Genomic DNA, 21,458 nt, shown 5'->3' with positions numbered 1-21,458 from the left:
TGTCAGGTCCGCATTACAGCGCCTAGTAGCGAAGGCAGTAGCGCTCGGCGTACGAGCAGCCCCGGCTACTTCACTGACTGCCCAATAGTGGCTTCGCGCACGGCAGCCACGGCATCGGCCAGAAAACCGGGGTCGCGCTCCAGGTGATTGCCTACTACTACCACGTCGGCCCCAGCGGCTAGGGCCGCATATACCTTCTCACCGCTGTTGAGGCCCCCTCCCACGATGAGGGGCGTATCGACTGCGGCACGCACGGCACTTATCATAGCGGCCGACACGGGGTGTTGCGCTCCGCTGCCCCCGTCGAGGTACATGAGGCGCAGGCCTAGCTGTTCGCCAGCCATAGCCGTTGCCGCCGCAATACTTGGCTTATCGTGGGGCAGTGGGGCTGTGCCGCTGATGTAGGAGGCCGTGGTAGGCCGCCCACTATCGACGAGCATATAGCCAGTAGGCAAAACCTGGAGGCCGCTCTGGCGCAGCCGCGGCGCGGCCACTATGTGCTGGCCAATCAGAAAATCGGGGTTGCGGCCCGAGATGAGCGACAGCAGCAAAATGCCGTCGGCGCTAGGGTCCACATGCAGCGCGTGGCTCGGAAACAGCAGCACGGGCACCTGCGGCGCCTCAGCCTTCAGCAACGCAATAAGGGCAGCCTGGTGCTCGGTAAGCACCAGGCTGCCCCCTACGAGGAAGAAATCGATGGGGTGCTGCTGCGTAAGGTGCAGCAGCTGGCGCAAGCGCGCGGGCTCAAAGTCGTCGGGGTCGAGCAGCACCGCCAGGGCCTTACGCCCGCGCAGCCGCAGCCCGGCCAGCGTATCAAGCAAGCGGCTCGCGGTAGGGAGTAGTGTCGTCGTGGTGGGCGGCGGCAGTGGCATCCTGAGCGGCAGAGGTGGCGGGCCAGGTAGCGGGCGGAACCCCCACGCTAGCCGATGAAGCTGCAAGGTCGGCATTTTTGCCGGCTTCTTCCTCATACTTGGGCAGAAAGTCCTGCACGGCCTTGGTTACGAGGGCTAGCGCTACTGCGGCAGCCTGTGCTACAATCACGCGGCCGGTTTCGCTCTGGGCAAAGGAAATCAGAGCAGGGCCGATGAGGCTGCGCCTGGTTTTTGGCGCGGCGGGCGCAGTATCTGCCTCTTCGTCGTCTTGCTCGTCGGCAAAGCTAGTAGTGTGCGGCAGGCGGCGGCTGTCGTCGTAGGGCCGGGCCTGGTACGAGTTGCTGGAAGCGTAGGAATGCGCCGGACCTTCGTCGTCGCCGTGGTCTTCGCCTACGTGCAGCACGTCAGCGTCATTGCCGTGGTGCGAGGCCGAGTGGGCCGGGAAATCGGGGTAGTTGTGCAGGCCGTTATCATCGGCGTCGGCCTCGTCATCATAAGCTCGGTCGTCCGAGTTACCGAAGTAGTCGTCCTGCCCATCAAAGTAAAAGCCGTCGCTGGTGGCGTCGTTGCCGGCATAGCCATCGTCGTAGCCGGGGGCTTGAAAATCGGTAGCCAGCTCGTTCAGCTCTTGGTCGTTTTCGTCGAAACCATCGAAGCCGGCGTAGTCCTCAAAGTGCGAGCGATGCTTTTTGTGCTTGGCCTTCTTTTTCGCCTTGCCACCGCCAAACGCCTTGCGCAGCAGCCAGATGCCGCCTACTACGCCCGCGCCCACCAGCGCTACTTTGCCTACCTGCACGGTAGTTTCTTTTATTTCTTCTACGTCGCCGCGCAGCGCCCGCTCGTACTCCAGCTTTTTGCGCTCCAGAAAGTCTTTTTCGTCTTCAAACAACGGGTTGGTAGGCTCGGTCATGGTTGGGTTGAGTTAGCAAGGAGACCAGAAAGAATAATAGCGAGCTAGGCGCGCTTATCAGATTTATAGATGGTGTTGTTCAGCAGCTTATCGGCCACCCCCTGAAACAGTTTTTTATCAACGCCCACAAAAAACAGTACAGCCAGCACGAGATACAAGGCAGCCACCAGGCCAAAGCCGGCCGAGGGGCTATTGAGGGCATCATTGAGCACAAGGCCCAGGTAGATAGAGCCAAATATGATGAACAAGAAGCCTAGCACGCCGAGGGCCACGCCGTGCACCGTGCTCACAAATATGCCTTTAACTTTTTCCTGGGTTTCGAGGCGCACAATATCAATCCGGGTATCGAGGTAGCCTACGAGGTTGCTGATGAGGCTGTCGTTGTGCGGCGTTTTGTCGTCGGTCAGGGTGGCCATGGTTGCGGAATTGTTTAGCGAGGAAATGCGGTTAAGGAGCTGAGCCAGCCGCAACAGCTTGGCGGGCTAGGGCGTTCTTTACGCAAAACTTTCGGTCAGGGCTGCCTTTGCCCCGGGCTTTCGATAAATTTTCGTGGCGTGAGTCAAAATCATTACCAGGTGCTGGGGGTACCACCCACGGCCCCCGTTGCCGACATCAAGCGGGCCTACCGCCGCCTCGCCACCGAGCTGCACCCCGATAAGCACGGCGGCGACCGCCACTACGAAGAGCGCTTCAAGGCCGTGGCCGTGGCCTACGGCGTGCTTTCGGATGCCGACCGCCGAGCCCAGTACGACTATCAGCTTCAGCAGGCTAGCCGCCGGGCCGAGGAGCTTCGCCGCGCGGCGGCCGTGCCCGCCAGCGGCCCATCGGTGTACAAGATGCCCGGCGACCCGGCCACCGCCCCGCCCCTGCGCACCCGGCCCCCGGCGGGCGCCCGCGAGCGCCACTACCAGCAGCGCGCGCCGCGCCAGCACGTGCGCTTCAACAAGCAGGATTTTTGGCTGGTGGCAGGGCTCACGTTTCTGATATTCTTGTTTGGGGTATCGGCCAAGATTGTGATGGACCGTGTGCAAGCCAATCTGTATTACGAAGATGGCCGCACCGCTTTTGCCAAGGGGCAGTGGACCGAGGCCGCGCGCCAGCTCGACCAGTCGCTGGCCCTGCGCGAAGACCACCCGGCTGCCCTGCGCCTGCGGGGGCAGCTCAACCAAGATATCAATCATAACCTGCTGGCCGCCCGGGCCGACTACGAGGCCGCCCTGCTCAGCGCCGAAAGCCCGCCCCTGCCCCCCGCCGAAACGGCCCGCGTGCTCTACCGCCTGGGCCGCTGCCAGGCTAGCCTGCACCAGCCCGCCCAGGCCGAGCTCAGCTACTGCCGCGCGCTGGCCCTCGACACGGCCCTAGCCGAGGCCTACCTAGCCCGGGGCGAAAACCGCCTGCTCGACCTGCGCCAAACCCGCCCGGCCCTGGCCGACCTGCATCACGGCCACGCCCAGCTCAGCCGGGCCGGCCGGGCCGTGCCCCTGCCCTACCTGCAAGCCGAGGGCGCCGCGCTGGCCCACCTGGCCCGCTACCCCGAGGCCCGACTGGTTTATTTTGAGGCCCTGAAGGCGCAGCCTGAAGACGGGCGCACACTTTTCTTGCTAGGCCGGCTGGCCCAGCAGGCCGGCGATTCGGCCAGCGGCTGCGAGTTTTTTCGGCGCGGCGCCACGGCGGGGTACTCGTATGCCAAGGCGGCCCTGGCCAACTGCCCTTAAGCTGGTAGACAGCACTTTTATTTCAGCAGGTAAAGAAGATAAACTCGGCGTTTCAGCAGCCAGAAGCCTATATTTGTCCTGCACTCTTCTTCCTTTTACTGGTATGAAAAAACTTTGTCTCCTGCTAGCTTCCGTGGTAGTCCTGGGCTCTTGCAAAAAAAATGATGATACGTCGCCGAGCGCTGCGCCCACGCGCACCGCACTGCTGACCGCTAAGAGCTGGCGCCTGTCTACCGTCATCGTCACGGTGGGTGGGATGGCCGTGCCAAGCTCGTTGTTCTTGCAAGACTGCGATAAAGACGATTTTTATAAGTTCAACACCGACAAAACGGCGATAGTCGACGCGGGCCCTACTAAGTGCAGCCCTTCTGACCCCCAAACCGAGTCGGGTACCTGGGCCTTCAACAGCAACGAAACCAAGCTCACCCTTATGCTGCCGAACAGCGCCCTCAACGGCGATGCCGATATTAAAGAGCTGTCGGCCACTACGCTGCACCTTTATTCGAGCCAGTCAGTGAGTGGCACGGCGTATACCGTCGACGCCACTTTTGTGCCCAACTAGGTTGCGGCCAGCCGCTTATTGCCCGGGCCCTAGCGGGGCGCGAGTTCGACTGTGCCCGCCAGGGCCCGGGCGATGAGCTGCGCGTGGTGGCGCCCGTTTTCGATAAACCAGCGGCTGGTGGCTAGCCCCCCGCACACCGTGCCGGCCACGTACACGCCCGGCCGGGCCGTTTCATGCGTAGCGGGGCTGAACAGCGGCGGGCGGGCCGGGTCATTTTCATCGAGGGGCAGGGCTAGCGCGTCGAGTAGCAGCGCATAATCGGGACGGTAGCCAGTGAGTGCATACACATAGGTGGCCGGCAGGCTACGCGGTCCCTCGGGCATCGTCACTTCGACGGTGGTGGGCGTAATGGCGTCGATGGTGGTGTTGAAATACGCCTGAATGCGGCCTTCCTTGATACGATTGAGCAGGTCGGGCCGAATCCAGTATTTCACGCTTTCCGATACCTCGGAGCCGCGCACCACCAGCGCCACGCGGGCACCGGCCCGGGTGAGGGCTAGCGCGGCCTTGGCCGACGAGTTTTTAGCGCCCACCACCACTACGTCGCGGCCGGCGTGCGCATAAGGCTCTTTATAATAATGATTTACGTGGGGCAGTGCTTCGCCGGGCACGCCCATGTAATTGGGCACGTCGAAGAAGCCAGTGGCCACCACCACGGTGCGGGCAGCTAGCTCGCCCTGGTCGGTTTCGACTACAAAGTCGCCGGCCTGGCCGCGCAGGCCCGTAACGCGCTCGTAGAGGCGCAGGTCGAGCTTTTCGGCGGCAGCCACCCGTTGGTAGTAGTCGAGGGCATCTTCGCGGTGGGGCTTGTAGCTGGCCATCGGGAAAGGATAGCCGCCGATTTCGAGCAGCTCGGGGGTCGAGAAAAACTCCATCTGGGTAGGGTAGCCCACGATGGAATTGACGAGCGCGCCCTTATCGACTACCGCCACGGTGAGGCCCTGGCGCTGAATTTCGATGGCGCAGGCCAAGCCCACGGGGCCAGCCCCAATAATGACAGTATCCAGCATATCATGTAGTATTTAACAGGTAACAGCTTACCTGACTAACCAACTACCTGGCGCCTGGTTGGGTTCTGCTGCTGAACTTTACAGGGAGAATTATCGGCATTTGTCGTCTGCCTCCGGGTTGTTAATTGATAAATGTTAAATGATAATTGACAAGATGCGCCACTGCGACCTGTGCGGAGCCACCCGCTTCGAGCCCCTGCCCTTCTATTATCTCTTTGACGGCCAACGCCTGCAAGGCACCCGCTGCCTGAGTTGCGACCTGGCTTTTCTGGACCCGCAGCCCACGCCCGCGCAGCTCGAAAAACTGTATGGCAAGGAATACTTCACCGACCGGCCCAACTACGACCGCACCGAGAAGGATAGGGCCTTTATTGAGGAGGGCAAGGCGCTGGACCTAAGCAAAGTGCAGGAAGACAAGTTTACGCGCTACATGCAGCAGCACTACCCCGGCCGCAAGTTTCGGTACCTGGAGGTGGGCTGCGGCCCTGGCTACACCCTCAAAAGCCTGCAAAGCCTGGGCTGGGAAACCCACGGCCTCGAAATCAGCGCCCATGCCGCCGACTACGCCCGCCGCGAGCTGGGCCTGCCCGTGGTGACGGGCAACATCGAAACCACCGAGGATTTCCACGAAAATCAGTTTGACCTGGCTTACCTCGGCGATGTGCTGGAGCACCTGCTGTCGCCGGCGGCGGCCATCCGCAAGTTTGGGCGCATCCTGAGCCCCGGCGGGCTGCTAGTGCTAGCCCTGCCCAGCGTGACCAACCTGCCGAGTATGCGGCTGGGGTTTGCGGCCTACAAGGCCCTGGGCCGCCAGCGCCGCATGGATATTCCGCCCTACCACCTCTACGAATTCACGCCCGCCACTATTCATAAGATGCTGGCAAAGAACGGCTTTTCGGTAGTAGACCTGCAAAATCCGGTGAAGGCGCCGGCCAATATCCGGCTAGGGGGCAACGTGGTAGAGCAAGCCGCCAAGCTCGGCACGCAGTACCCCACCTATTGGCTGAACAAGCTGACCGGCCGCTTCGGCGACCGCATGTTTGTGGTGGCCAAAAACGAAAAAGCGCAGTAAGCAGTAGCGCGCAGCCTCCGCTTCGTGCTACCGCTTACTGCGCCCTACTTTTTCTTATTGAACACGCCGCAGCTCCAGAGGGCCGCGCCGATGAGCACGGGTTGCAGGAAAAGCCGCAGGTAGCGCTTGCGCTCGGTGTCGAGGCCTAGCGCAGGCAAGCCGCTGAGATACTGATGGATATTGCCCGGGAAAACGGCGGCGTAAAACGCGCCTAGGCCCACGCCCATCGGCAGCTTGTAGCGGTGGTTGAAGAGCATAAGCAGCCCGAGGCCAATTTCGGCCACGCCCGATTCGAGCACCACGGTGTCTTTATCCTGCGGCACCCAGTCGGGCGTCTGGGCCTGGAAGGGCTGGCGGGCGAAAGTGAGGTGGCCCACCCCGGCGCCCACCATAAAGGTGCCCATGGCGTAGCGCGCTACGTTTTGCAAGGTGGTCGTTTTAACGTCGGTTGCCATAAGGGGAAGAAGAAAGAATTTTCTCCTCTTACGGCCCGCTGCTGGCTAGGGTGCGCGGGCGCTAGCTCACGGCCTCTACCCGCACCTTTTTGCCGTTGAACAGCACCTCGTCGCCGGCCCGCTTACCAGCCAGCGCCGCCAGTATCGGGGCGGCTGGCGATACGGCCACAAACTCCTGCCCCTCTTCCGTGCGCAGCCGCCCGGCCCCCACGCTCACGTAGAACAGCCCCAGGCTGGTGGTCACTGCGGCGCCCAGGCGCACGGTGTCGCAGGGCAGCTCGGGGTGAAGCTTTTGCAGGTCGGCCAGCAGTTTCTGCGCCTCGTGCAGCTGCTGGGCGTGGCGGTCGCGCTCCTGCTGGGCCATCTCGCGGCCGGTTTCGTACTTATCGCCCGCGCTACTTTTGGTTTCAGAGTTGCTCGACTCCTGGGCGGCGGCCATGCCGGCGCGGGCCGCGTCGAGACGCAGGCTCAGGTGGGCGAGGCAGGCAGCGTAGAGGCTGTTTTTCAGTATCATGCGCGGGGTAAAAGCGAATTATTCGGCTAGCCACTGCGTAGCCCAATACTGGCCGTGGCCAAAGAAGAGGGCTAGCACCTCATCGACGAGCTGCGGACCGTTGGAGCTGTTCGTTAACAGAAGCAGGCTTTCCTGCTTGCCCGGCAGGGTCATAAAAAAGCCTTTGAAATTGCCGTTGTCGCCCCACTGCCACTGCGCCAGGCCCTGGCTGGTGGTGGCTAGCCCCACCCCACAGGCCCAATCTATGTGAGCGTCGGCAGCCGTAGTAGCATGGCCGCAGCGGTTGGCGGCCGTGGCCGGCGTGCGCAGCAGCCGGGCGGTGGCGGGCTTTAGCCCCTGCCCGGTGCGCAGGGCCTGCAAAAAGCGGTTGTAATCGGCGGCCGTTGCGTACAGGCTGTACCCTGCGTAGGGCTCTACAAAATGGTCGATAGGCGTGGGCTTGCCAGCGCCATCGTGGCCAGCGCTGGCCGTAGCCGCAAAGGCCGGGCGCCAGGCAAAACTGCTGTTTTTCAGCCCTAGCGGCGCAAATATTTCTTGCTGCGCCAGCTGCTCCCAGGTTTTGCCGGCAAGGTGCTCCAGCGTTTTTTGCAGAAATGTGTAGCCCTCGCCCGAGTAGTTCCAGCAGCTATCAGGGACGTATTTCACGGCTAGGGCCGAGGTTTTCCAGCTAGGAGCCGTGGGGTTTTCGGCCCAATTGGGTAGGCCGGTGGTGTGCGCCAGCGCCATGCGCGCCGTGATGCGGGCGGCGCGGGCCTGCCCGCGCAGGCGCGGGTAGGCGTAGTAGCTGAGCAGCGGCTTGTCGAGGTCGAGCACACCGCGGTCATGGAGGCGCAAGGCTGCGTAGGCCAGCATTTCCTTGCCTAGTGACGCCGCCTCGAAGATGGTTGTGGCTGTGACCAGCTGCTGGGTACCAGCTTCGCGCACCCCCAGGCTGTAGTTCTGCACGGCTGTGCCTTTCGTATAAACCAGCTGCATGCCAGGCACGTGGTGGCGCTGCATTAGGGCTGTGAGCTCGGCTTGGTGCTGGGCCATTGCTGCCCTACTGAATAGGGCTAGCAGGAGCAATAAACGTGTTTTCAGCATCGGGGCAGGGGCTACGCCGTGGCTAAGGGGCCGCGCGCCAAAGGTATGCCCGCAACTTCTACAGCGTGCGCTTGCGCATTTTCTCTAGCTCGTGCTCGTAGCCGCTAGCCGGCACTTTTTGCTGCCGGGCCAGGCTAGCGGCCTGCTGCTCGCGAGCTTCGGCTTCGGCATAATAGCCAAGCCGGTAGAGCAGGTGCGCTAAGGTATCGTAGTTGTAGGGCAAGGGGTCGAGGTCTACGGTGCGCTTGCTCCAGGTAGTAGCGTGCCACAGGTAGTTTTTATTGCGGGTGCCGGTTTGGTAAATGGCCCAGGCCCCGTTGTTCAACTCTTGCAGAAAAGACGCCGGTGGGCCACCCACGGCCACGGGTCGCACGGTCGTAGTAGCCACTGCAACGGGGGTGTGGCCCGCCGCGCGCTGCCGCGCCGCCGAATCGAGGTGGTGTAGCACGGCCGGCTGCCGCTGCCGAAAAGCACGGAGTGCTTCTAGTTGCTTCTTCATCGTGTCGGCTGGCAGGTTCAGGTAATACCGCTCGTAAAAAGTAACTGCCTGCCGCAGGTAGCTAGCCGTGTCTTTCACCGTTTGGTAGAAGTTGAGCATGTTGCGCTCGTAAGTGCGCTGGCCTTTCAGGTAGTCGCCGTTCCAGGTACCCCTAGCAAAGCTGGCGCCCTTCTCGGCCAGCGCCCGGTCTTTGGTAGCTTCGGCCTGCGCCAGCGTATTCTTAATAATAAGATTATTAAACACGATGCGCCGGGGCAGCGGCACGCTTTTATACAGGCTATCTATCAGCTTCTGGCTCAGGTGCGAAAGCTGAAAAGCCGGGCTTCCTACTACCGGCCCGCATTCGAGGATGAACAGCACTTCGGCGGGCTTATAAAACGCTTGGGCCGGGAGCTGCCGGGCGTAAGCATCCAGCAGGGCGGGCTCAATGGGCAGCTTTAGGTCGCGGCGCTTGGTGAGGTAGCGCCGGAGCAGGTCGGCACTCGCGTTGCCCTGCTGCACCTCGGCCGCCAAGTGGCTTAGGTTCTGCGGGTCTTGGCGCGCTTGCTCAGCGGCCGCGAGGTCGCGCAGGTACGTATCAACGTTGCTGGAATTGCCCAGGCGGCGGTACAGCAGGTTACCATCGGGGTTGAAATAGAGGTAGCTCGGGTAGCCCGTCACGTTGTAGCGGCGGGCCGCGGCCCCCGTTTCGGCCGTGCCAAAAACCAGCTCTTTGTTGAGAAAGCCCTGGTTCAGCTTTTCTACTACCGCTGGGGTGTACAGGCCCGACTTACTCCGCTCCGCTTTCAACGCCGGGGGGAGGTTAGCCGACGGCGGGGGCGGCGCGAACAGCAAAAAGACGGGTTTATTTTGCTGCCGGGCCTTGGCAAACACCTGGGTTAATGAGTCTTTCTCAAAGTGAATGGCTTGCGCCCGTAGCCGGCCCAACCCAGCCCAACAAAAAAACATAAATAGAAGCGTGTATTTCATAGACTATTGCAGTGCGTAGGCTGTAAAAGTAACCGGGATACAGAGGATAGCTGCTCGCTGAACAGTTTTTTTAATTGGCTAGATTCCAAGCCAGACAGTGCTACTACCCTAGGGCTTTCTTCCTACAACGCCCCTAGCGGCGCAGCTAGGCAGCCCAACTGTCGCCTCCTAGCCAAGTCATGCTAGGTTGGTATGCAGCTCAAACAGGCCGTGCGCAGGGCTAGTTAGGAAGTGCACGAAGCTTACTTCCGCTGCCGATACCAGGCCCGTACTTGCTCCACCATATCGGAAGTGGTGGGGTCGAGGCGCACGGTGGGCGTCAGCCCCACGTTATCAATGCCCTCGCCACGGTCGATGCGGAAGCTGCGCGAAATGGCCCAGCCTAAGCGTAAGTTGTAGCACGGCAAAGACTTAGAATGCACGTTCGAATAATCGAGTACGCCTGCTGAGTTTTCGCCGAAGGTGGTGGTTTTTTTGCTTTGGCGGGCTAGCAGCAAAAATTGCTCGGTAGTGCTCGCACAGAAGTGATTTTGCAGCACCGCTACCCGCGTTACTTCCGGATGAAGGTGACTGCGCTTTTGATGTATGGTATAGGTTTTTCCGTGCGCTGCCATTGATACCAGCTCTCCCGGGTGCTTGTCCAGTCGCTGCTTCAAGGCTGCGTAGTATTTCTTCTCGCTTGCCGACGTGCCGGGCAGCATTGGCCCACTAAATGTGCTGTTGTTTTCTGGCGTCGAGAAAATGGCCGCGCTCGCTTCCTTTACCGGATTGGTGTACAGGTAAGGTATCAGCGAGCCATAGCTGCCGTCGGAGCCACCACCGTTGCCTCGTACGTCTATTATCAGCAGCTTGGTGTGCGCCAGATTAGCCGCGTTGACTTTAGTGATGCTATCGATTTTTGGGCGCAAATAGCCATTAAATGAAGCAATGCGGTACAGCGCAGTGGTGTCATCGAGCATTCGAAAGCTGAATGGCGCGGGTGCTGGCGGCATCGGCACCGGCCGCGGATAGCTGCGGTACCAAGGCCCGTTGATGAGCAGCTCGCCATCGCTAACCACCCGCACGGGGCGACTCTCTAGGTTGTGGTTGCGCATGTAGTAGCGCGCTACAGCAGGACCAGCCTCCGGGTCAGTAAATGTAAATTTCACCTGGCCAGGCACCCAGAAAATACTGTCGGCCTTCAACACAACGCCTTGGTAGCCAGCGGCACCAGCCGATACGATGCCTATTTCGTAGCCTCCCCCATCACCGTCACGCCATATACCTTCCAGGGGCTTCTTTGGCCGGCTAGGGTCGTCGAGGTACTTGCGGAAGCTGGCCCGCGTCCAAGGCAGGCGCTCTGTATTGGCATAATAGGCCCGGATACTGTCATTGTTGAGACGCGTAGAGGAGTTGCTACTCAACTGCACGTGCCCATCGCGGAAAAACTGTAGGTACTGCTGCAATACTTGCTGGCATGCACTGGCACTCCCTGCCGCATCGGCCTGCAGCTGCAACACCCTCGTGAGCGAATCGAGCCGAGGCTTGGTAGCGGCAGTTACTTTATCGCGATACCCGGAGTAATTAGTCTCCAGCAGTCGGCGTGCTTCTGCAAAGTTTTGCGAGCACCCACAGGCAGCAGGCGCCTGGGCATAGGCTAGCTGCTGCAGCAGTAGCAGAAAAAGTAATGTTTTCATTAAAAGCACTAGATGAGAAGCCAGGGTGTAAGATACTACGCCCTTTCCTCCCATCTAGTGCTTTGCATGCCCCTAGTGCGCTTTCAGCCAGTTGTCGCCGGTGCCTACTTCTACCTCCAGCGGCACGCCATGGGGCAGCAGCAGGGCCGTGGTCATTAGCTCGCGGATTTTGGGCGTCACGTAGTCCACTTCCTCACGCACGGCGTCGAACACAAGTTCGTCGTGCACCTGTAGTATCATCTTGGTGCCGAGCTTCTCTTTTTCGAGCCAGTCGTGGATGTTTATCATGGCCATCTTAATGATGTCGGCGGCCGTGCCCTGAATTGGCGCGTTGATGGCGTTGCGCTCGGTGTAGCCGCGCAGCGTGGCATTGCGCGAGTTGATATCGCGCAGGTAGCGGCGGCGCTTGAGCAGCGTTTCGGCGTATTCAAGCTCGCGGGCGCGGTTGATGCTATCGTCCATGAACTGCTTCACGCTCGGAAACTCCTCGAAATACGTGTCGATAATATCGGTCGCTTCTTTGCGGCTGATGCCAATGCGCTGGGCTAGCCCGAAGGCCGAGATGCCGTAGATGATGCCGAAGTTCACTGTCTTGGCCTTGCGGCGCATCTCGCTGTCCACCTCATTCAGCGGCACATGAAACACCTTACTGGCCGTGCTGGCGTGCACATCCTGCCCTAGCCGGAAAGCTTCAATCATGGTTTTATCGCCCGAGAAGTCGGCCATGATGCGCAGCTCCACCTGCGAGTAGTCGGCAGCGAGCAGAATGTGCTGGGCATCGCGCGGCACGAAGGCCTTGCGAATCTCGCGGCCCTTTTCGGTACGAATCGGGATATTCTGCAGGTTGGGGTTAGTCGAAGATAACCGGCCAGTAGCCGTAACTGCCTGGTTGAACGTGGTGTGCACGCGGCCATCGGTGCACACCAGCTGGGGCAGCGCTTCCACGTAGGTCGAGCGCAGCTTGGTGAGCTGGCGGTGCTCCAGTATAAGGCCGGCAATGGGGTTATCGGCGGCTAGCTGGCTTAGGATTTCCTCCCCGGTAGCATACTGGCCAGTCTTGGTTTTCTTGATAGTGCCCTTGCCAATTTGCATCTTATCAAACAGCACCTCGCCGAGCTGCTTGGGCGAGCCGATGTTGAAAGCCTCGCCGGCTTCCTGAAAAATCTGCGTTTCGAGCTCCGAGATGTAGCCCTGCAGCTCGGCCGAATACTCGTTCATGGCATTCGAGTCGATGCGAACGCCCTCGTGCTCCACGTCGGCAAGCACCGGTACCAGGGGGTTTTCGACGTCGTTGAGGAGGCCTAGCAAGCCCAATTCCTGGAGCATGGGCTCGAAGGTGTGGCGCAGTTGCAGGGTCACGTCGGCGTCTTCGCAGGCGTAGTCGCTCACCAGGGCCGGGGCGAGGTCGGCCATCGTTTTCTGGTTCTTCCCCTTCGGCCCGATGAGGTCGGTGATGGGCACGGGCGTGTAGTGCAGGTACGTTTCGGCCAGCACGTCCATGTTGTGGCGCATGTCGGGCTCGATGAGGTAGTGCGCCAGCATGGTATCGAAGAACGGCCCGGCCACCCGCACGTTATAGTTCTTGAGAATCAGCAGGTCGTACTTGATATTCTGCCCGATTTTCAAAATCTGCTCATTCTCGAAGAAGGGACAAAACTCATCTACCAGCGCCTGGCTCGCTTCGGCATCATCGCTGGGCACCGGCACGTAGTACGCCTCGCCCGCATGCCAGCAGAAGCTCAGGCCCACGAGCCGCGCTGTCATCGTGTTCAAACCGGTAGTTTCGGTATCGAAGCTTACCTCCTTTTGCTGCAACAGGAAGCCTACCAGCGACTTGCGTAGTTCGGGTGTATCGACCAGGTGGTAGTTGTGGGGCACGTCTTCAAGCCGCCGGGTGGCGCCGTGATACTCGTGCCCCGCCTCGCCGGGCATAAACTCTCCGTTCTCAGCCGCGATAACTACCGCCGCGCTGCCCTCCCCAAACAGTGAGCCCTGCGCGCTAGGGGCCACCTTGGGCCGCCGCGCGCCACGCCCCACCGGGGCGGCCGGCCCGCGGCCCACGCTAGGAGCACTGCCGCCCCCCAGCACCCGGGCCGCCAGCTGCCGAAATTCCAGCTCGTCGAACAGCTGCCGCAGCTGGGCTTCGTCGGGCGCATCCAGCGTCAGGCTTTCGGGCTCAAAATCAATGGGCACATTCACATGAATGGTGGCCAGCTCCTTGCTCAGCAGGCCCTGCTCGGCGAAGTTGCGCACGTTTTCCTGCTGCTTGCCTTTCAGCTCATCCACGTTGGCCAGCAGGTTTTCGACCGAGCCGTATTTCTGAATCAGGGTCTTGGCCGTCTTTTCGCCAATGCCCGGGATGCCCGGAATATTATCGCTCGCATCGCCCTGCAAGCCCAGAATATCAATCACCTGCTCGACGCGCTCAATCTCGAAGCGCTGGAGTACGTGCGCTACATCGAGCACTTCAGCTGCGTTGCCCATAAAGGCCGGGCGGTAGATTTTGATATGCTCCGTCACAAGCTGGCAGTAGTCCTTGTCGGGCGTCATCATAAACACCTCAAAGCCGTGGGCCTCGGCCCGCTGCGCAATGGTCCCAATTACATCGTCGGCCTCGTAGCCATCCATCATCAGGATGGGAATATGAAAGGCCTTGATAATCTGCTTGATGTAGGGGATAGCAATGCCAATATCCTCGGGCATGGCCTGGCGCTGCGCCTTATAGGCCGCAAACTGCTCGTGCCGAAAGGTTTTCTTCGGTCCGTCAAAGCACACCCCGATGTGGGTTGGCTTTTCCTTCAGCAGCACCTCCACCAGCGTGTTGGTAAAGCCCAGTATGGCCCCCGTATTTACCCCCTTCGAGTTCACCCTGGGGTTCTTGGCGAAGGCAAAGTGCGAGCGGTAGATGAGGGCAAAGGCGTCGAGCAGGAAAAGCTTTTTGGCGGGGGCGGTGGGCTGGGATTGGTCAGTCATGATGAGGCAAAGGTCGGGCTAGTAGAACTACGGAAATACCGGCCTCCGTAACTGAGCAACAAAAAAGCCGGGCGTTTCCGTCCGGCTTTTGGCACAATAAGCGCGCCCTAAAAGTTAGGCGACAGCGAGTACTTGTGGTAGAAGTCGTCGATGATTTTTACCGCTTCGCTGGCGTCGTCCACGATGTGCACGAGGTCCAGGTCTTCGGGCGAAATATTGCGTTCGTCGCCTAGCATGACGTTCTTAATCCACTCGAACAGGCCGCCCCAGTAGGCCGAGCCCACGAGCACGATGGGGAAGCGGCCAATTTTCTTGGTTTGAATCAGGGTGAGCGCTTCAAACAGCTCGTCGATGGTGCCGAAGCCGCCGGGCATACCCACAAAGGCCTGCGCGTACTTCACAAACATCACCTTGCGCACGAAGAAGTAATCAAAGTTGATGCACTTATCCTGGTCGATGTAGATGTTGTGGGTCTGCTCGAAAGGCAGCTCAATGTTGAGACCCACCGACTTACCGCCTTCGGCACGGGCGCCTTTGTTGCCAGCTTCCATGATGCCGGGGCCGCCGCCCGTGATAACGCCGTAGCCGTGGCGCACCAGCTTGGAGGCTATTTCCTCCGCTTGCTTATAGTATTGGTTATCGGGCTTGGTGCGGGCCGAGCCGAAAATGCTGACGCAGGGGCCGATTTTGGACATCTTCTCGAAGCCCTCCACAAACTCGGCCATCACCTTGAAAATCTGCCAGCTGTCGGCAATCTTAATCTCGTTCCAGTCTTTATCGACGAAGGCTTTCCGGATGCGCTGCTCGTCGGGGTCGGTGCCGAGCTTGGCCACCCCGCCCGTTTGCTGGCGCAGCTCGGTGATGCTGGTCAGCTTGTTATCATTCACATTGGGCTGCACAATCGTCTTGCCCGAGCCCGCGTTGAGTGTTTCGTCGGAAGCTTTGGTTTTGCTGGTTTTTTTGAGTTTAGACATAGTAGCCAGGGTGGAAAAAATAAAACGCCCCGGCTCCTGGAAGCGGGGCGATAAAAAGCAAGGGCGCGAAGATAAGTAAACCAGTGCGAAGCTTCTTCTTCGCGCGCGAGTGACTAACGAGCAGGCGGTACTGGGCGCCCCTAGCGCGTTGCTTACTGCGCTCGCGCCCGAAGCAGAAGCGTGGCGCTACTTGGCCCGGATGGCAATAACTGGGTCGAGGTTGGCGGCCAGCACGGCCGGGATGATACCAGCCAGAATGCCGATGCCCACCGACACCAGCAGGCCGAGCGAGATGTTGCCCGCGCTCAGCGTGAGGGCTAGCGCATCCTGCGGAATAAGGGTGATGAGCCACACCAGGAAGATACCCGCCGCCCCGCCCAGCAGACACAAAAACACCGCCTCAAACAGGAATTGGAACAGGATGAAGTAGTTTTTGGCCCCTAGTGACTTCTGGATGCCGATGATGTTGGTGCGCTCGCGCACCGATACAAACATGATGTTGGCAATGCCGAAGCCACCTACCAGCATGGCAAATGAGCCAATAATGCCTCCGGCTATACCAATGACGCTGAATAATTTACCGATGGTATCGGCAATCATCTCGGGGCGATTGAGGGCGAAATTGTCTTCCTCGCGGGGCTTGAGGCCGCGGATAATGCGCATGTCGCCGCGCATCTCGGCTTCGAGGTTGAGCAGGCCGGGGTCGTCGTCGCGGCCCTTCACGCCGATGCTGGGCGAGGGTCCGCTCATGCCGGTGCTGCTCATGGCGAAGAGGCTAGCGAAGGCATCGTACGGAATGAGGCAGTTGGCGTCGTTGCTAGGGGTGTCGAGCAGCTTCTTGCCCTCCTTTTTCATCACCCCAATTACCGTGAAGTAGCGGCCGTGGGTTTTGAACTGCCGACCCACCGGCTCGCCCTGCGGAAACAGGTTTTCGGCAATGGTAGCCCCGATGATGGCCACCGGCCGCCCCGCCTCCACTTCTTGCGGCGTGAAGTAGCGCCCCTGCTCAATGGGCACGTCCGACACGTTGCGGTATTCGTAGCTCACGCCCTGAAAGGCGCAGTCGCTCACCGAGTTGATACCCGCCTTGAAGGTGTTGCCGCTCTTGGGCACGAAGATAGCAATGCCTTTCTGGCTGTTAGCGGGCAGCATGCGCTGCAGCTGCCGAAACTCGCGCACCGTAGGCACGGGGCGGTTGAAGTATTTCCACCAGGGCTGGTTGGGGTCAAAGACCCAGGGCCACTTGCCCACGTAGATAACCTTGTCGCCCAGGAAGTTCATGCTGGCGCGCACGTTCGACTCCAGCGAATCGACCACCATAAAAACGGCGATGATGGAAAAAATGCCCACCGTGACGCCTAGCAGCGACAAAATGGTGCGCAGCAGGTTGGCCCGCAGGGCCTGCCAAGCAAAGGCAAAGCTTTCGAGCATAAGGCGGAAGGTCAGGAACATAGCGGCATTGAATGAAATCAGCGCTCGCCGGGCAAGCGGAGCCGTGACAAACCTACTAAACGCCCGCTATTATTAGCGCTCTTAAACTCAACTTACAATTCATCAACAATCTAGCGAGAAAAGCGTACCTTTGCCCCCCGAATTTTCGGTAACTTCCCCCTAGTACTGCCCATCATGGCGATGAAACTGCATGAGTTCAAGTTTGAACTCCCCGAAGAGCTGATTGCCAGTCACCCTGCCCGCCACCGCGACGAATCGCGCCTGATGGTGGTAAACCGCGCCACCGGCCAGATTGAACACAAGATGTTCAAAGATATTCTGGACTACTTCGTGGAGGGCGACGTGTTCGTGTTCAACGATACCAAAGTGTTTCCGGCCCGCATGTATGGGCAAAAAGAGCGCACCGGCGCCCAGATTGAAGTATTCTTGCTGCGCGAGCTCAATAAAGAAGGCCGCCTCTGGGACGTGCTGGTAGACCCGGCCCGCAAAATCCGGGTAGGCAACAAGCTGTATTTCGGCGAGTCGGACATCGTGGCCGAGGTTATCGACAACACGACCTCGCGCGGCCGCACCATCAAGTTTTTGTTTGATGGCACCGACGAGGAGTTCCGCAAGGCGTTGTATGAGCTGGGCGAAACGCCCGTGCCCAAAGACGTGCTGAAGCGCGAAACCGAGCCGGCTGACAAGGAGCGCTACCAGACCATCTTTGCCGAGCACATCGGCGCCGTGGCGGCCCCCAGCGCCGGCCTGCACTTCTCGCGCGAGGTGCTCAAGCGCATGGAAATCAAGGGCATCGAGAAAGCCTTCATTACCCTGCACGTAGGGCTGGGCACCTACCGCAACGTGGACGTAGAGGACCTCACCAAGCACAAGATGGACTCGGAGCAGTTCTTCGTAGGCCCCGACGCCGTGCAGGTAGTCAACAAGTCGATTGATACCAAGCACCAGGTGTGCGCCATCGGCACTACCACCATGCGGGCGCTCGACGCTTCAGTGTCGGCCAGCAGCCGCATCAAGGTGACGCAGGGCTGGAACGATAAATTCATCTACCCGCCCTACGAGTTTAAAATCGCTAACTCGCTGCTTACCAACTTCCACCTGCCCGAAAGCACGCTGGTGATGATGGCCTCGGCCTTCGCCGGCTACAAGCTGCTGATGGAAGCTTACCAGGAAGCCATCAAGGAGAAGTACCGTTTCTTCGCCTTCGGCGACGCGATGCTGATTCTGTAAGCTGCGGCTAGTCAGCGTTGTAAAACGTCTGTCATTGCGAGCGCAACGAAGTGGAGCGCGGCAATCCTTCCTTTGCGTTGTGGTAGTACCCCCTAGCTCAACGGAAAGGAAAGATTGCCGCGCTCCACTTCGTTCCGCCCGCAATGACAGACGTTTTTAGTTCTTCCTCAGCTAGCCCGGCTGCGCCGCGCTACGCCATCCTGGTGGCCGGCGGCAGCGGGCTGCGCATGGGCGCTGACCGGCCCAAGCAGTTCTTGCTGCTGCGCGGCGAGCCGGTGCTGCTGCACACACTGCGGCGCTTTGCCGAGCCGGCGCTAGGGGTGACGAAAACGGTGGTAGTGCTGCCAGCCGACCAACTCGATTTTTGGCGGCAGCTGTGTGCCGAGTATGCGATTACCCTGCCCCATACGTTGGTGGTGGGCGGCGCTACGCGCTGGGCATCGGTGAAGGCAGGGCTAGCGGCGCTGCCCGCCGAGGCGCCAGCCGGCACGCTGGTGGCCGTGCACGATGGCGTGCGCCCGCTCATCACGGCTTCGGTCATTGAGGCGGCCTACGTGGCGGCCGCCGCCCACGGCGCCGCGGCCGTGGCGGTGCCGCCCAAAGACTCGGTGCGGATGCTGGGGGCGGCCGGCTCATCGCCGCTCGACCGCCGCCGCCTGCGCCTCATGCAAACGCCCCAAACCTTCGACCTGGCGCTATTGCGCCGCGCCTATCGCCTGCCCGAGCTGCCCACCTTCACCGACGATGCCAGCGTGGTCGATGACCTGCACCCGGTGCAGCTGGTGGAGGGCGACTACCGCAACCTGAAAATCACGACGCCCGAAGACCTCCTGCTGGCCGAGGCGTTGCTATCTGAACCACGGATTCGGACGGATTTATCGGAGTAATCGGATTTTGTAGCCGATTAGCTAACGGCAGTTTTGCTAGCCCAGCTTTGAGGCAGCACCCACAAAAGAAAGGCCACCCAACCGGGTGGCCTTTTTACTTTTTAATCGGCTACGAAATCCAATTACTCCGATAAATCCGTCCGAATCCGTGGTTCAGACACTACTTCAGGTAGATAGTGCGGGTGTGGCCATTCACCGTGACCGTGGCGATGTTGTCGCAGGCGGCGGTGCCGCTAGGGTCGTAATTAATGAGCATGGCCTTGGCATTAGAATTGGTCAGCTCGATGGTGCCGGCTACAAAATGCCGGGCGCAACCGGGGGCAAACTTCTTGATGAGCGGCTGCTGGATGGCGGCCGTGTACGTTACACCCCGGCGGTTGGTGCCCGTGAGCGAGCCCGTGATGCTGTAGGCATCGTCGAGGATGGTAGCAGTGCCAAAGCCCGCCGTGCGGGTGTAGCGGCGCTGCGACGACCACGAGGTGCTGCCCCCGTTATTGGCGAAAATGATGCTGGCATTCTGCACGCTCAGGTCAAACGAGCCACTGCCCAGATTAGTGATAATGCGGGTGCCCAGGTGCTGGTTGTCGTTCACGAAGTAGTTGGTGCGGTTGATGGTGACCACCGCGCCGGCCTGGCGGTAGGGACCGCTAAACACGGCCGTGATTTGGCCCCGGCGGTAGCGGCCATCGGCGCACAGGCAGTTGGTGGGGCCAAAATCGAGGGTGAGCGTGCGCGTGGCCGCGTCATAGGTGCGGGTGAGGCAGCCCGAGGCCAGGGCTTTCAGCTCGGCGGGGCCGGCAATGCTGGCGCTGCCCGAGGCCGTGGCATCTTGCGGGGCAGCGGCTTCTACCAGGTCGGCAGAGGTGGCATTTTCTTCGTCGCCCTGGCCATGGTCTTCGGCCGAGGTTATGTCGTCGGCCACCACGTCGGCGCGGTGGCAGCTAGTGGTGAGCAGCAGGCCGCTGGTGAGGGCAGCCAGGGCCAGCATGCGGAGAGAAGTAGTGTAGCGCATAGGGCAGGATGGGAAGAGGTAAGGTGTACTAGCTGAGAGCGTGCAGCTTTGTGGAGGTTTAATGAGGGTTAAAAAAAAATTTGGCCTGAACAGCAGCGCCGTGCGGCTGGCTATAAATCAGGCGCTTACACAGCAGCTCAACTTTTAGCTAAATCATTCGTAATCAATGCCTCACAACTTTCCCTTTTCCCCTCCAATCACTATGCTTCGCGCCTCTTTGCCCCTTTTCGCGGCCTGCCTGCTCGCCCTCAGCTCGTGTAGCTCCAACACCGAAACCAAAACTACTGACACGATAAGCAGCACCGGCACCTCGGGCGCCGACTCATCGGCCTCGGCCAACAGAAGCGCCGCTGGCGACAGCAGCTCAAAAATGGCCACCCAGGCTCCCGCCGGCTCCGGCAAGGCCGACCCCAATGGCCCCACCGGCCCTCATGCTACCGATGCCGAGTTTATGATGACGGCGGCCCACTCGGACCAGAACGAGATTCAGCAGAGCAAAATGGCGCTGGCCAAAGGTGTAACCGGCATGGCTAAAGAAATGGCCAACAAGATGATAGCCGACCATACCAAGAGCACCGCCGACCTCAAGCAGATAGCCGCTAAAAAAGGCGTGAAGCTGCCCACCGATATGGACGCCGAGCACAAGGCCATGGCCCCGGCCATGGAAAAGCTGTCGGGCAAGGCCTTCGAGCAAAAGTATATCAGCCAGATGGTGGCCGACCACCAGAAGACGGCCAATACCATGGCCGCGCACCAGCAGATGACCAAAGACCCAGCTTTGCAAGGCTTTATAACTAAAACCCTGCCCGTAGTAGAAAGCCACCTCCAGATGGCCCAGAACGATGCCAATATGAAGATGTAAGCACCTTCTGAGGAATAGCCGAAAGGGCAGCGCTTTACGTAGAAGGCGCTGCCCTTTTACTTTATTGCTTTCCACATGAAACTCAGCCAGCTTTCGCTCGCCGCGGCCCTCCTGCTAGGGGCGGCCAGCTGCAACTCCTCGCCCGACTCGGTGAAGGAGGCCCAGCAAACCAACGAAGCCAAAATTGACAGCACCACCAAAGGCACGGGCCAGAATGCGGCCGTGCGCGACGACAAGGAGAAAGACTCGGAGTTTTTGACCAAGGCCGCCAGCGGCGGCATGCTCGAAGTGCAGATGGGCAGCCAGGTAGCCAAGCGGGCGCAGACGCCCGGCGCCAAGCAGGCCGCCCAGAAGATGGTGAGCGACCACACCAAAGCCAATGCGGAGCTGAAAGCATTGGCAGCAAAAAAGAATATTACGCTGCCCACCGTGCTGGGCGAGGAGCAACAGAAAGTCTACAATGACGTGCTAGCCAAAAAAGGCATCGACCTGGACAAGGAGTACGTGAAGCAGATGGTGAAAGACCATAAGGATGACATCAAGGAGTTTACGGACGGCTCGACCAACACCGGCGACCCTGAAATTCGGGCCTACGCAAGCAAAAATATTCCGGTGCTGCAAATGCACCTGGCCATGTTTGAGAAGCTCCAACACGAAATGGACGCCAAGAAATAGCGCTAGCCCCCGCGCATAGAAAAAGCCTCCGCACAGCTTGGTGCGGAGGCTTTTTC

20 protein-coding genes are annotated in these 21,458 nt (G+C 60.1%); 7 read left to right on the top strand and 13 right to left on the bottom strand.

Annotated features, from left to right (window positions below; genetic code table 11):
• Nucleotides 1-65: 65 nt before the first annotated feature.
• Genes J4D99_RS17345 through J4D99_RS17335 form a run of 3 tightly spaced genes read right to left on the bottom strand, consistent with a single transcriptional unit; the run spans nucleotide 66 to nucleotide 2,198 of the window.
• Nucleotides 66-821 (bottom strand): geranylgeranylglyceryl/heptaprenylglyceryl phosphate synthase, encoded by a 756-nt coding sequence (locus J4D99_RS17345; protein ID WP_236018726.1) that lies wholly within the window; start codon nucleotides 819-821, stop codon nucleotides 66-68.
• A complete protein-coding gene (locus tag J4D99_RS17340; protein WP_208133004.1) occupies nucleotides 814-1,782 on the bottom strand; it encodes a hypothetical protein in 969 nt (322 codons plus the stop codon). Before J4D99_RS17340 ends, J4D99_RS17345 begins: the two co-directional genes overlap by 8 nt.
• A gap of 44 nt (nucleotides 1,783-1,826) precedes the next feature.
• Nucleotides 1,827-2,198 carry a phage holin family protein gene (locus J4D99_RS17335; protein ID WP_208133003.1) on the bottom strand — a complete coding sequence of 124 codons (372 nt, stop codon included), beginning with the start codon at nucleotides 2,196-2,198 and terminating at the stop codon, nucleotides 1,827-1,829.
• A 138-nt stretch (nucleotides 2,199-2,336) separates the two neighbouring features.
• Here J4D99_RS17335 and J4D99_RS17330 point away from each other — a divergent pair, with 138 nt between their 5' ends.
• On the top strand, nucleotides 2,337-3,497 hold the full coding sequence (locus J4D99_RS17330) for a DnaJ domain-containing protein (RefSeq protein ID WP_208133002.1): 1,161 nt from the start codon (nucleotides 2,337-2,339) through the stop codon (nucleotides 3,495-3,497).
• 103 nt (nucleotides 3,498-3,600) lie between these two features.
• Nucleotides 3,601-4,059, top strand: a complete 459-nt coding sequence (locus J4D99_RS17325) for a lipocalin family protein (RefSeq protein ID WP_208133001.1) — start codon at nucleotides 3,601-3,603, stop codon at nucleotides 4,057-4,059.
• 29 nt (nucleotides 4,060-4,088) lie between these two features.
• Here J4D99_RS17325 and J4D99_RS17320 read toward each other — a convergent pair whose 3' ends face one another.
• Nucleotides 4,089-5,069, bottom strand: coding sequence for a YpdA family putative bacillithiol disulfide reductase (locus tag J4D99_RS17320; RefSeq protein WP_208133000.1), 981 nt, complete (start codon nucleotides 5,067-5,069; stop codon nucleotides 4,089-4,091).
• A gap of 139 nt (nucleotides 5,070-5,208) precedes the next feature.
• Between J4D99_RS17320 and J4D99_RS17315 the strand changes: the two genes are divergently transcribed.
• Nucleotides 5,209-6,141 (top strand): class I SAM-dependent methyltransferase, encoded by a 933-nt coding sequence (locus J4D99_RS17315; protein WP_208132999.1) that lies wholly within the window; start codon nucleotides 5,209-5,211, stop codon nucleotides 6,139-6,141.
• Nucleotides 6,142-6,185: 44 nt separating this feature from the next.
• On the opposite strand, the gene J4D99_RS17310 is transcribed toward J4D99_RS17315, so the two are convergent.
• From J4D99_RS17310 to J4D99_RS17275, 8 genes are all read right to left on the bottom strand, one after another.
• Entirely contained in the window at nucleotides 6,186-6,596 is a 411-nt protein-coding gene (locus tag J4D99_RS17310; protein ID WP_208132998.1) for a DoxX family protein, read from the bottom strand.
• 61 nt (nucleotides 6,597-6,657) lie between these two features.
• On the bottom strand, nucleotides 6,658-7,110 hold the full coding sequence (locus tag J4D99_RS17305; RefSeq protein ID WP_208132997.1) for a 3-oxoacyl-ACP synthase: 453 nt from the start codon (nucleotides 7,108-7,110) through the stop codon (nucleotides 6,658-6,660).
• Nucleotides 7,111-7,128: 18 nt separating this feature from the next.
• Nucleotides 7,129-8,142 (bottom strand): serine hydrolase domain-containing protein, encoded by a 1,014-nt coding sequence (locus J4D99_RS17300; RefSeq protein ID WP_208132996.1) that lies wholly within the window; start codon nucleotides 8,140-8,142, stop codon nucleotides 7,129-7,131.
• A gap of 109 nt (nucleotides 8,143-8,251) precedes the next feature.
• Nucleotides 8,252-9,640, bottom strand: a complete 1,389-nt coding sequence (locus tag J4D99_RS17295) for a hypothetical protein (protein WP_208132995.1) — start codon at nucleotides 9,638-9,640, stop codon at nucleotides 8,252-8,254.
• Nucleotides 9,641-9,903: 263 nt separating this feature from the next.
• A complete protein-coding gene (locus tag J4D99_RS17290) occupies nucleotides 9,904-11,337 on the bottom strand; it encodes a S41 family peptidase (RefSeq protein ID WP_208132994.1) in 1,434 nt (477 codons plus the stop codon).
• 72 nt (nucleotides 11,338-11,409) lie between these two features.
• Nucleotides 11,410-14,310 carry a DNA polymerase I gene (gene polA / locus J4D99_RS17285; RefSeq protein ID WP_208132993.1) on the bottom strand — a complete coding sequence of 967 codons (2,901 nt, stop codon included), beginning with the start codon at nucleotides 14,308-14,310 and terminating at the stop codon, nucleotides 11,410-11,412.
• Between the two features lie 107 nt (nucleotides 14,311-14,417).
• Complete coding sequence (locus J4D99_RS17280; protein ID WP_208132992.1) at nucleotides 14,418-15,284, bottom strand: LOG family protein; 867 nt, start codon at nucleotides 15,282-15,284, stop codon at nucleotides 14,418-14,420.
• Between the two features lie 186 nt (nucleotides 15,285-15,470).
• Nucleotides 15,471-16,736 (bottom strand): ABC transporter permease, encoded by a 1,266-nt coding sequence (locus tag J4D99_RS17275; RefSeq protein ID WP_208132991.1) that lies wholly within the window; start codon nucleotides 16,734-16,736, stop codon nucleotides 15,471-15,473.
• A 180-nt stretch (nucleotides 16,737-16,916) separates the two neighbouring features.
• Here J4D99_RS17275 and queA point away from each other — a divergent pair, with 180 nt between their 5' ends.
• Nucleotides 16,917-17,966: a tRNA preQ1(34) S-adenosylmethionine ribosyltransferase-isomerase QueA gene (queA, locus tag J4D99_RS17270; protein WP_208133115.1), complete on the top strand. Its 1,050-nt coding sequence runs from the start codon at nucleotides 16,917-16,919 to the stop codon at nucleotides 17,964-17,966.
• Between the two features lie 143 nt (nucleotides 17,967-18,109).
• Nucleotides 18,110-18,853, top strand: a complete 744-nt coding sequence (locus tag J4D99_RS17265; protein WP_208132990.1) for a 2-C-methyl-D-erythritol 4-phosphate cytidylyltransferase — start codon at nucleotides 18,110-18,112, stop codon at nucleotides 18,851-18,853.
• A gap of 160 nt (nucleotides 18,854-19,013) precedes the next feature.
• Here J4D99_RS17265 and J4D99_RS17260 read toward each other — a convergent pair whose 3' ends face one another.
• Nucleotides 19,014-19,865 carry a hypothetical protein gene (locus tag J4D99_RS17260; protein WP_208132989.1) on the bottom strand — a complete coding sequence of 284 codons (852 nt, stop codon included), beginning with the start codon at nucleotides 19,863-19,865 and terminating at the stop codon, nucleotides 19,014-19,016.
• 202 nt (nucleotides 19,866-20,067) lie between these two features.
• On the opposite strand from J4D99_RS17260, the gene J4D99_RS17255 reads away from it, so the two are divergent.
• Nucleotides 20,068-20,727: a DUF4142 domain-containing protein gene (locus J4D99_RS17255; protein ID WP_208132988.1), complete on the top strand. Its 660-nt coding sequence runs from the start codon at nucleotides 20,068-20,070 to the stop codon at nucleotides 20,725-20,727.
• A 75-nt stretch (nucleotides 20,728-20,802) separates the two neighbouring features.
• A complete protein-coding gene (locus tag J4D99_RS17250; RefSeq protein ID WP_208132987.1) occupies nucleotides 20,803-21,402 on the top strand; it encodes a DUF4142 domain-containing protein in 600 nt (199 codons plus the stop codon).
• Nucleotides 21,403-21,458: the final 56 nt, after the last annotated feature.

Source organism: Hymenobacter sp. BT559 (assembly GCF_017571525.1).
Taxonomy (GTDB): domain Bacteria; phylum Bacteroidota; class Bacteroidia; order Cytophagales; family Hymenobacteraceae; genus Hymenobacter; species Hymenobacter ginsengisoli.
Note: the sequence above shows the minus strand (reverse complement) of the source record. Positions and strands in the feature narration are given on the sequence as shown.

What these genes read in the sequence shown, in the direction of transcription:
- J4D99_RS17280 (WP_208132992.1), bottom strand. Translation starts at nt 15,284, where the DNA reads ATGTCTAAACTCAAAAAAACCAGCAAAACCAAAGCTTCCGACGAAACA.
- queA (WP_208133115.1), top strand. Translation starts at nt 16,917, where the DNA reads ATGAAACTGCATGAGTTCAAGTTTGAACTCCCCGAAGAGCTGATTGCC.
- J4D99_RS17310 (WP_208132998.1), bottom strand. Translation starts at nt 6,596, where the DNA reads ATGGCAACCGACGTTAAAACGACCACCTTGCAAAACGTAGCGCGCTAC.
- J4D99_RS17305 (WP_208132997.1), bottom strand. Translation starts at nt 7,110, where the DNA reads ATGATACTGAAAAACAGCCTCTACGCTGCCTGCCTCGCCCACCTGAGC.
- J4D99_RS17335 (WP_208133003.1), bottom strand. Translation starts at nt 2,198, where the DNA reads ATGGCCACCCTGACCGACGACAAAACGCCGCACAACGACAGCCTCATC.
- J4D99_RS17320 (WP_208133000.1), bottom strand. Translation starts at nt 5,069, where the DNA reads ATGCTGGATACTGTCATTATTGGGGCTGGCCCCGTGGGCTTGGCCTGC.
- J4D99_RS17250 (WP_208132987.1), top strand. Translation starts at nt 20,803, where the DNA reads ATGAAACTCAGCCAGCTTTCGCTCGCCGCGGCCCTCCTGCTAGGGGCG.
- J4D99_RS17290 (WP_208132994.1), bottom strand. Translation starts at nt 11,337, where the DNA reads ATGAAAACATTACTTTTTCTGCTACTGCTGCAGCAGCTAGCCTATGCC.
- J4D99_RS17295 (WP_208132995.1), bottom strand. Translation starts at nt 9,640, where the DNA reads ATGTTTTTTTGTTGGGCTGGGTTGGGCCGGCTACGGGCGCAAGCCATT.
- J4D99_RS17340 (WP_208133004.1), bottom strand. Translation starts at nt 1,782, where the DNA reads ATGACCGAGCCTACCAACCCGTTGTTTGAAGACGAAAAAGACTTTCTG.
- J4D99_RS17260 (WP_208132989.1), bottom strand. Translation starts at nt 19,865, where the DNA reads ATGCGCTACACTACTTCTCTCCGCATGCTGGCCCTGGCTGCCCTCACC.
- J4D99_RS17265 (WP_208132990.1), top strand. Translation starts at nt 18,110, where the DNA reads ATGACAGACGTTTTTAGTTCTTCCTCAGCTAGCCCGGCTGCGCCGCGC.
- J4D99_RS17300 (WP_208132996.1), bottom strand. Translation starts at nt 8,142, where the DNA reads ATGGCCCAGCACCAAGCCGAGCTCACAGCCCTAATGCAGCGCCACCAC.
- J4D99_RS17255 (WP_208132988.1), top strand. Translation starts at nt 20,068, where the DNA reads ATGCTTCGCGCCTCTTTGCCCCTTTTCGCGGCCTGCCTGCTCGCCCTC.
- polA (WP_208132993.1), bottom strand. Translation starts at nt 14,310, where the DNA reads ATGACTGACCAATCCCAGCCCACCGCCCCCGCCAAAAAGCTTTTCCTG.
- J4D99_RS17325 (WP_208133001.1), top strand. Translation starts at nt 3,601, where the DNA reads ATGAAAAAACTTTGTCTCCTGCTAGCTTCCGTGGTAGTCCTGGGCTCT.
- J4D99_RS17275 (WP_208132991.1), bottom strand. Translation starts at nt 16,736, where the DNA reads ATGTTCCTGACCTTCCGCCTTATGCTCGAAAGCTTTGCCTTTGCTTGG.
- J4D99_RS17315 (WP_208132999.1), top strand. Translation starts at nt 5,209, where the DNA reads ATGATAATTGACAAGATGCGCCACTGCGACCTGTGCGGAGCCACCCGC.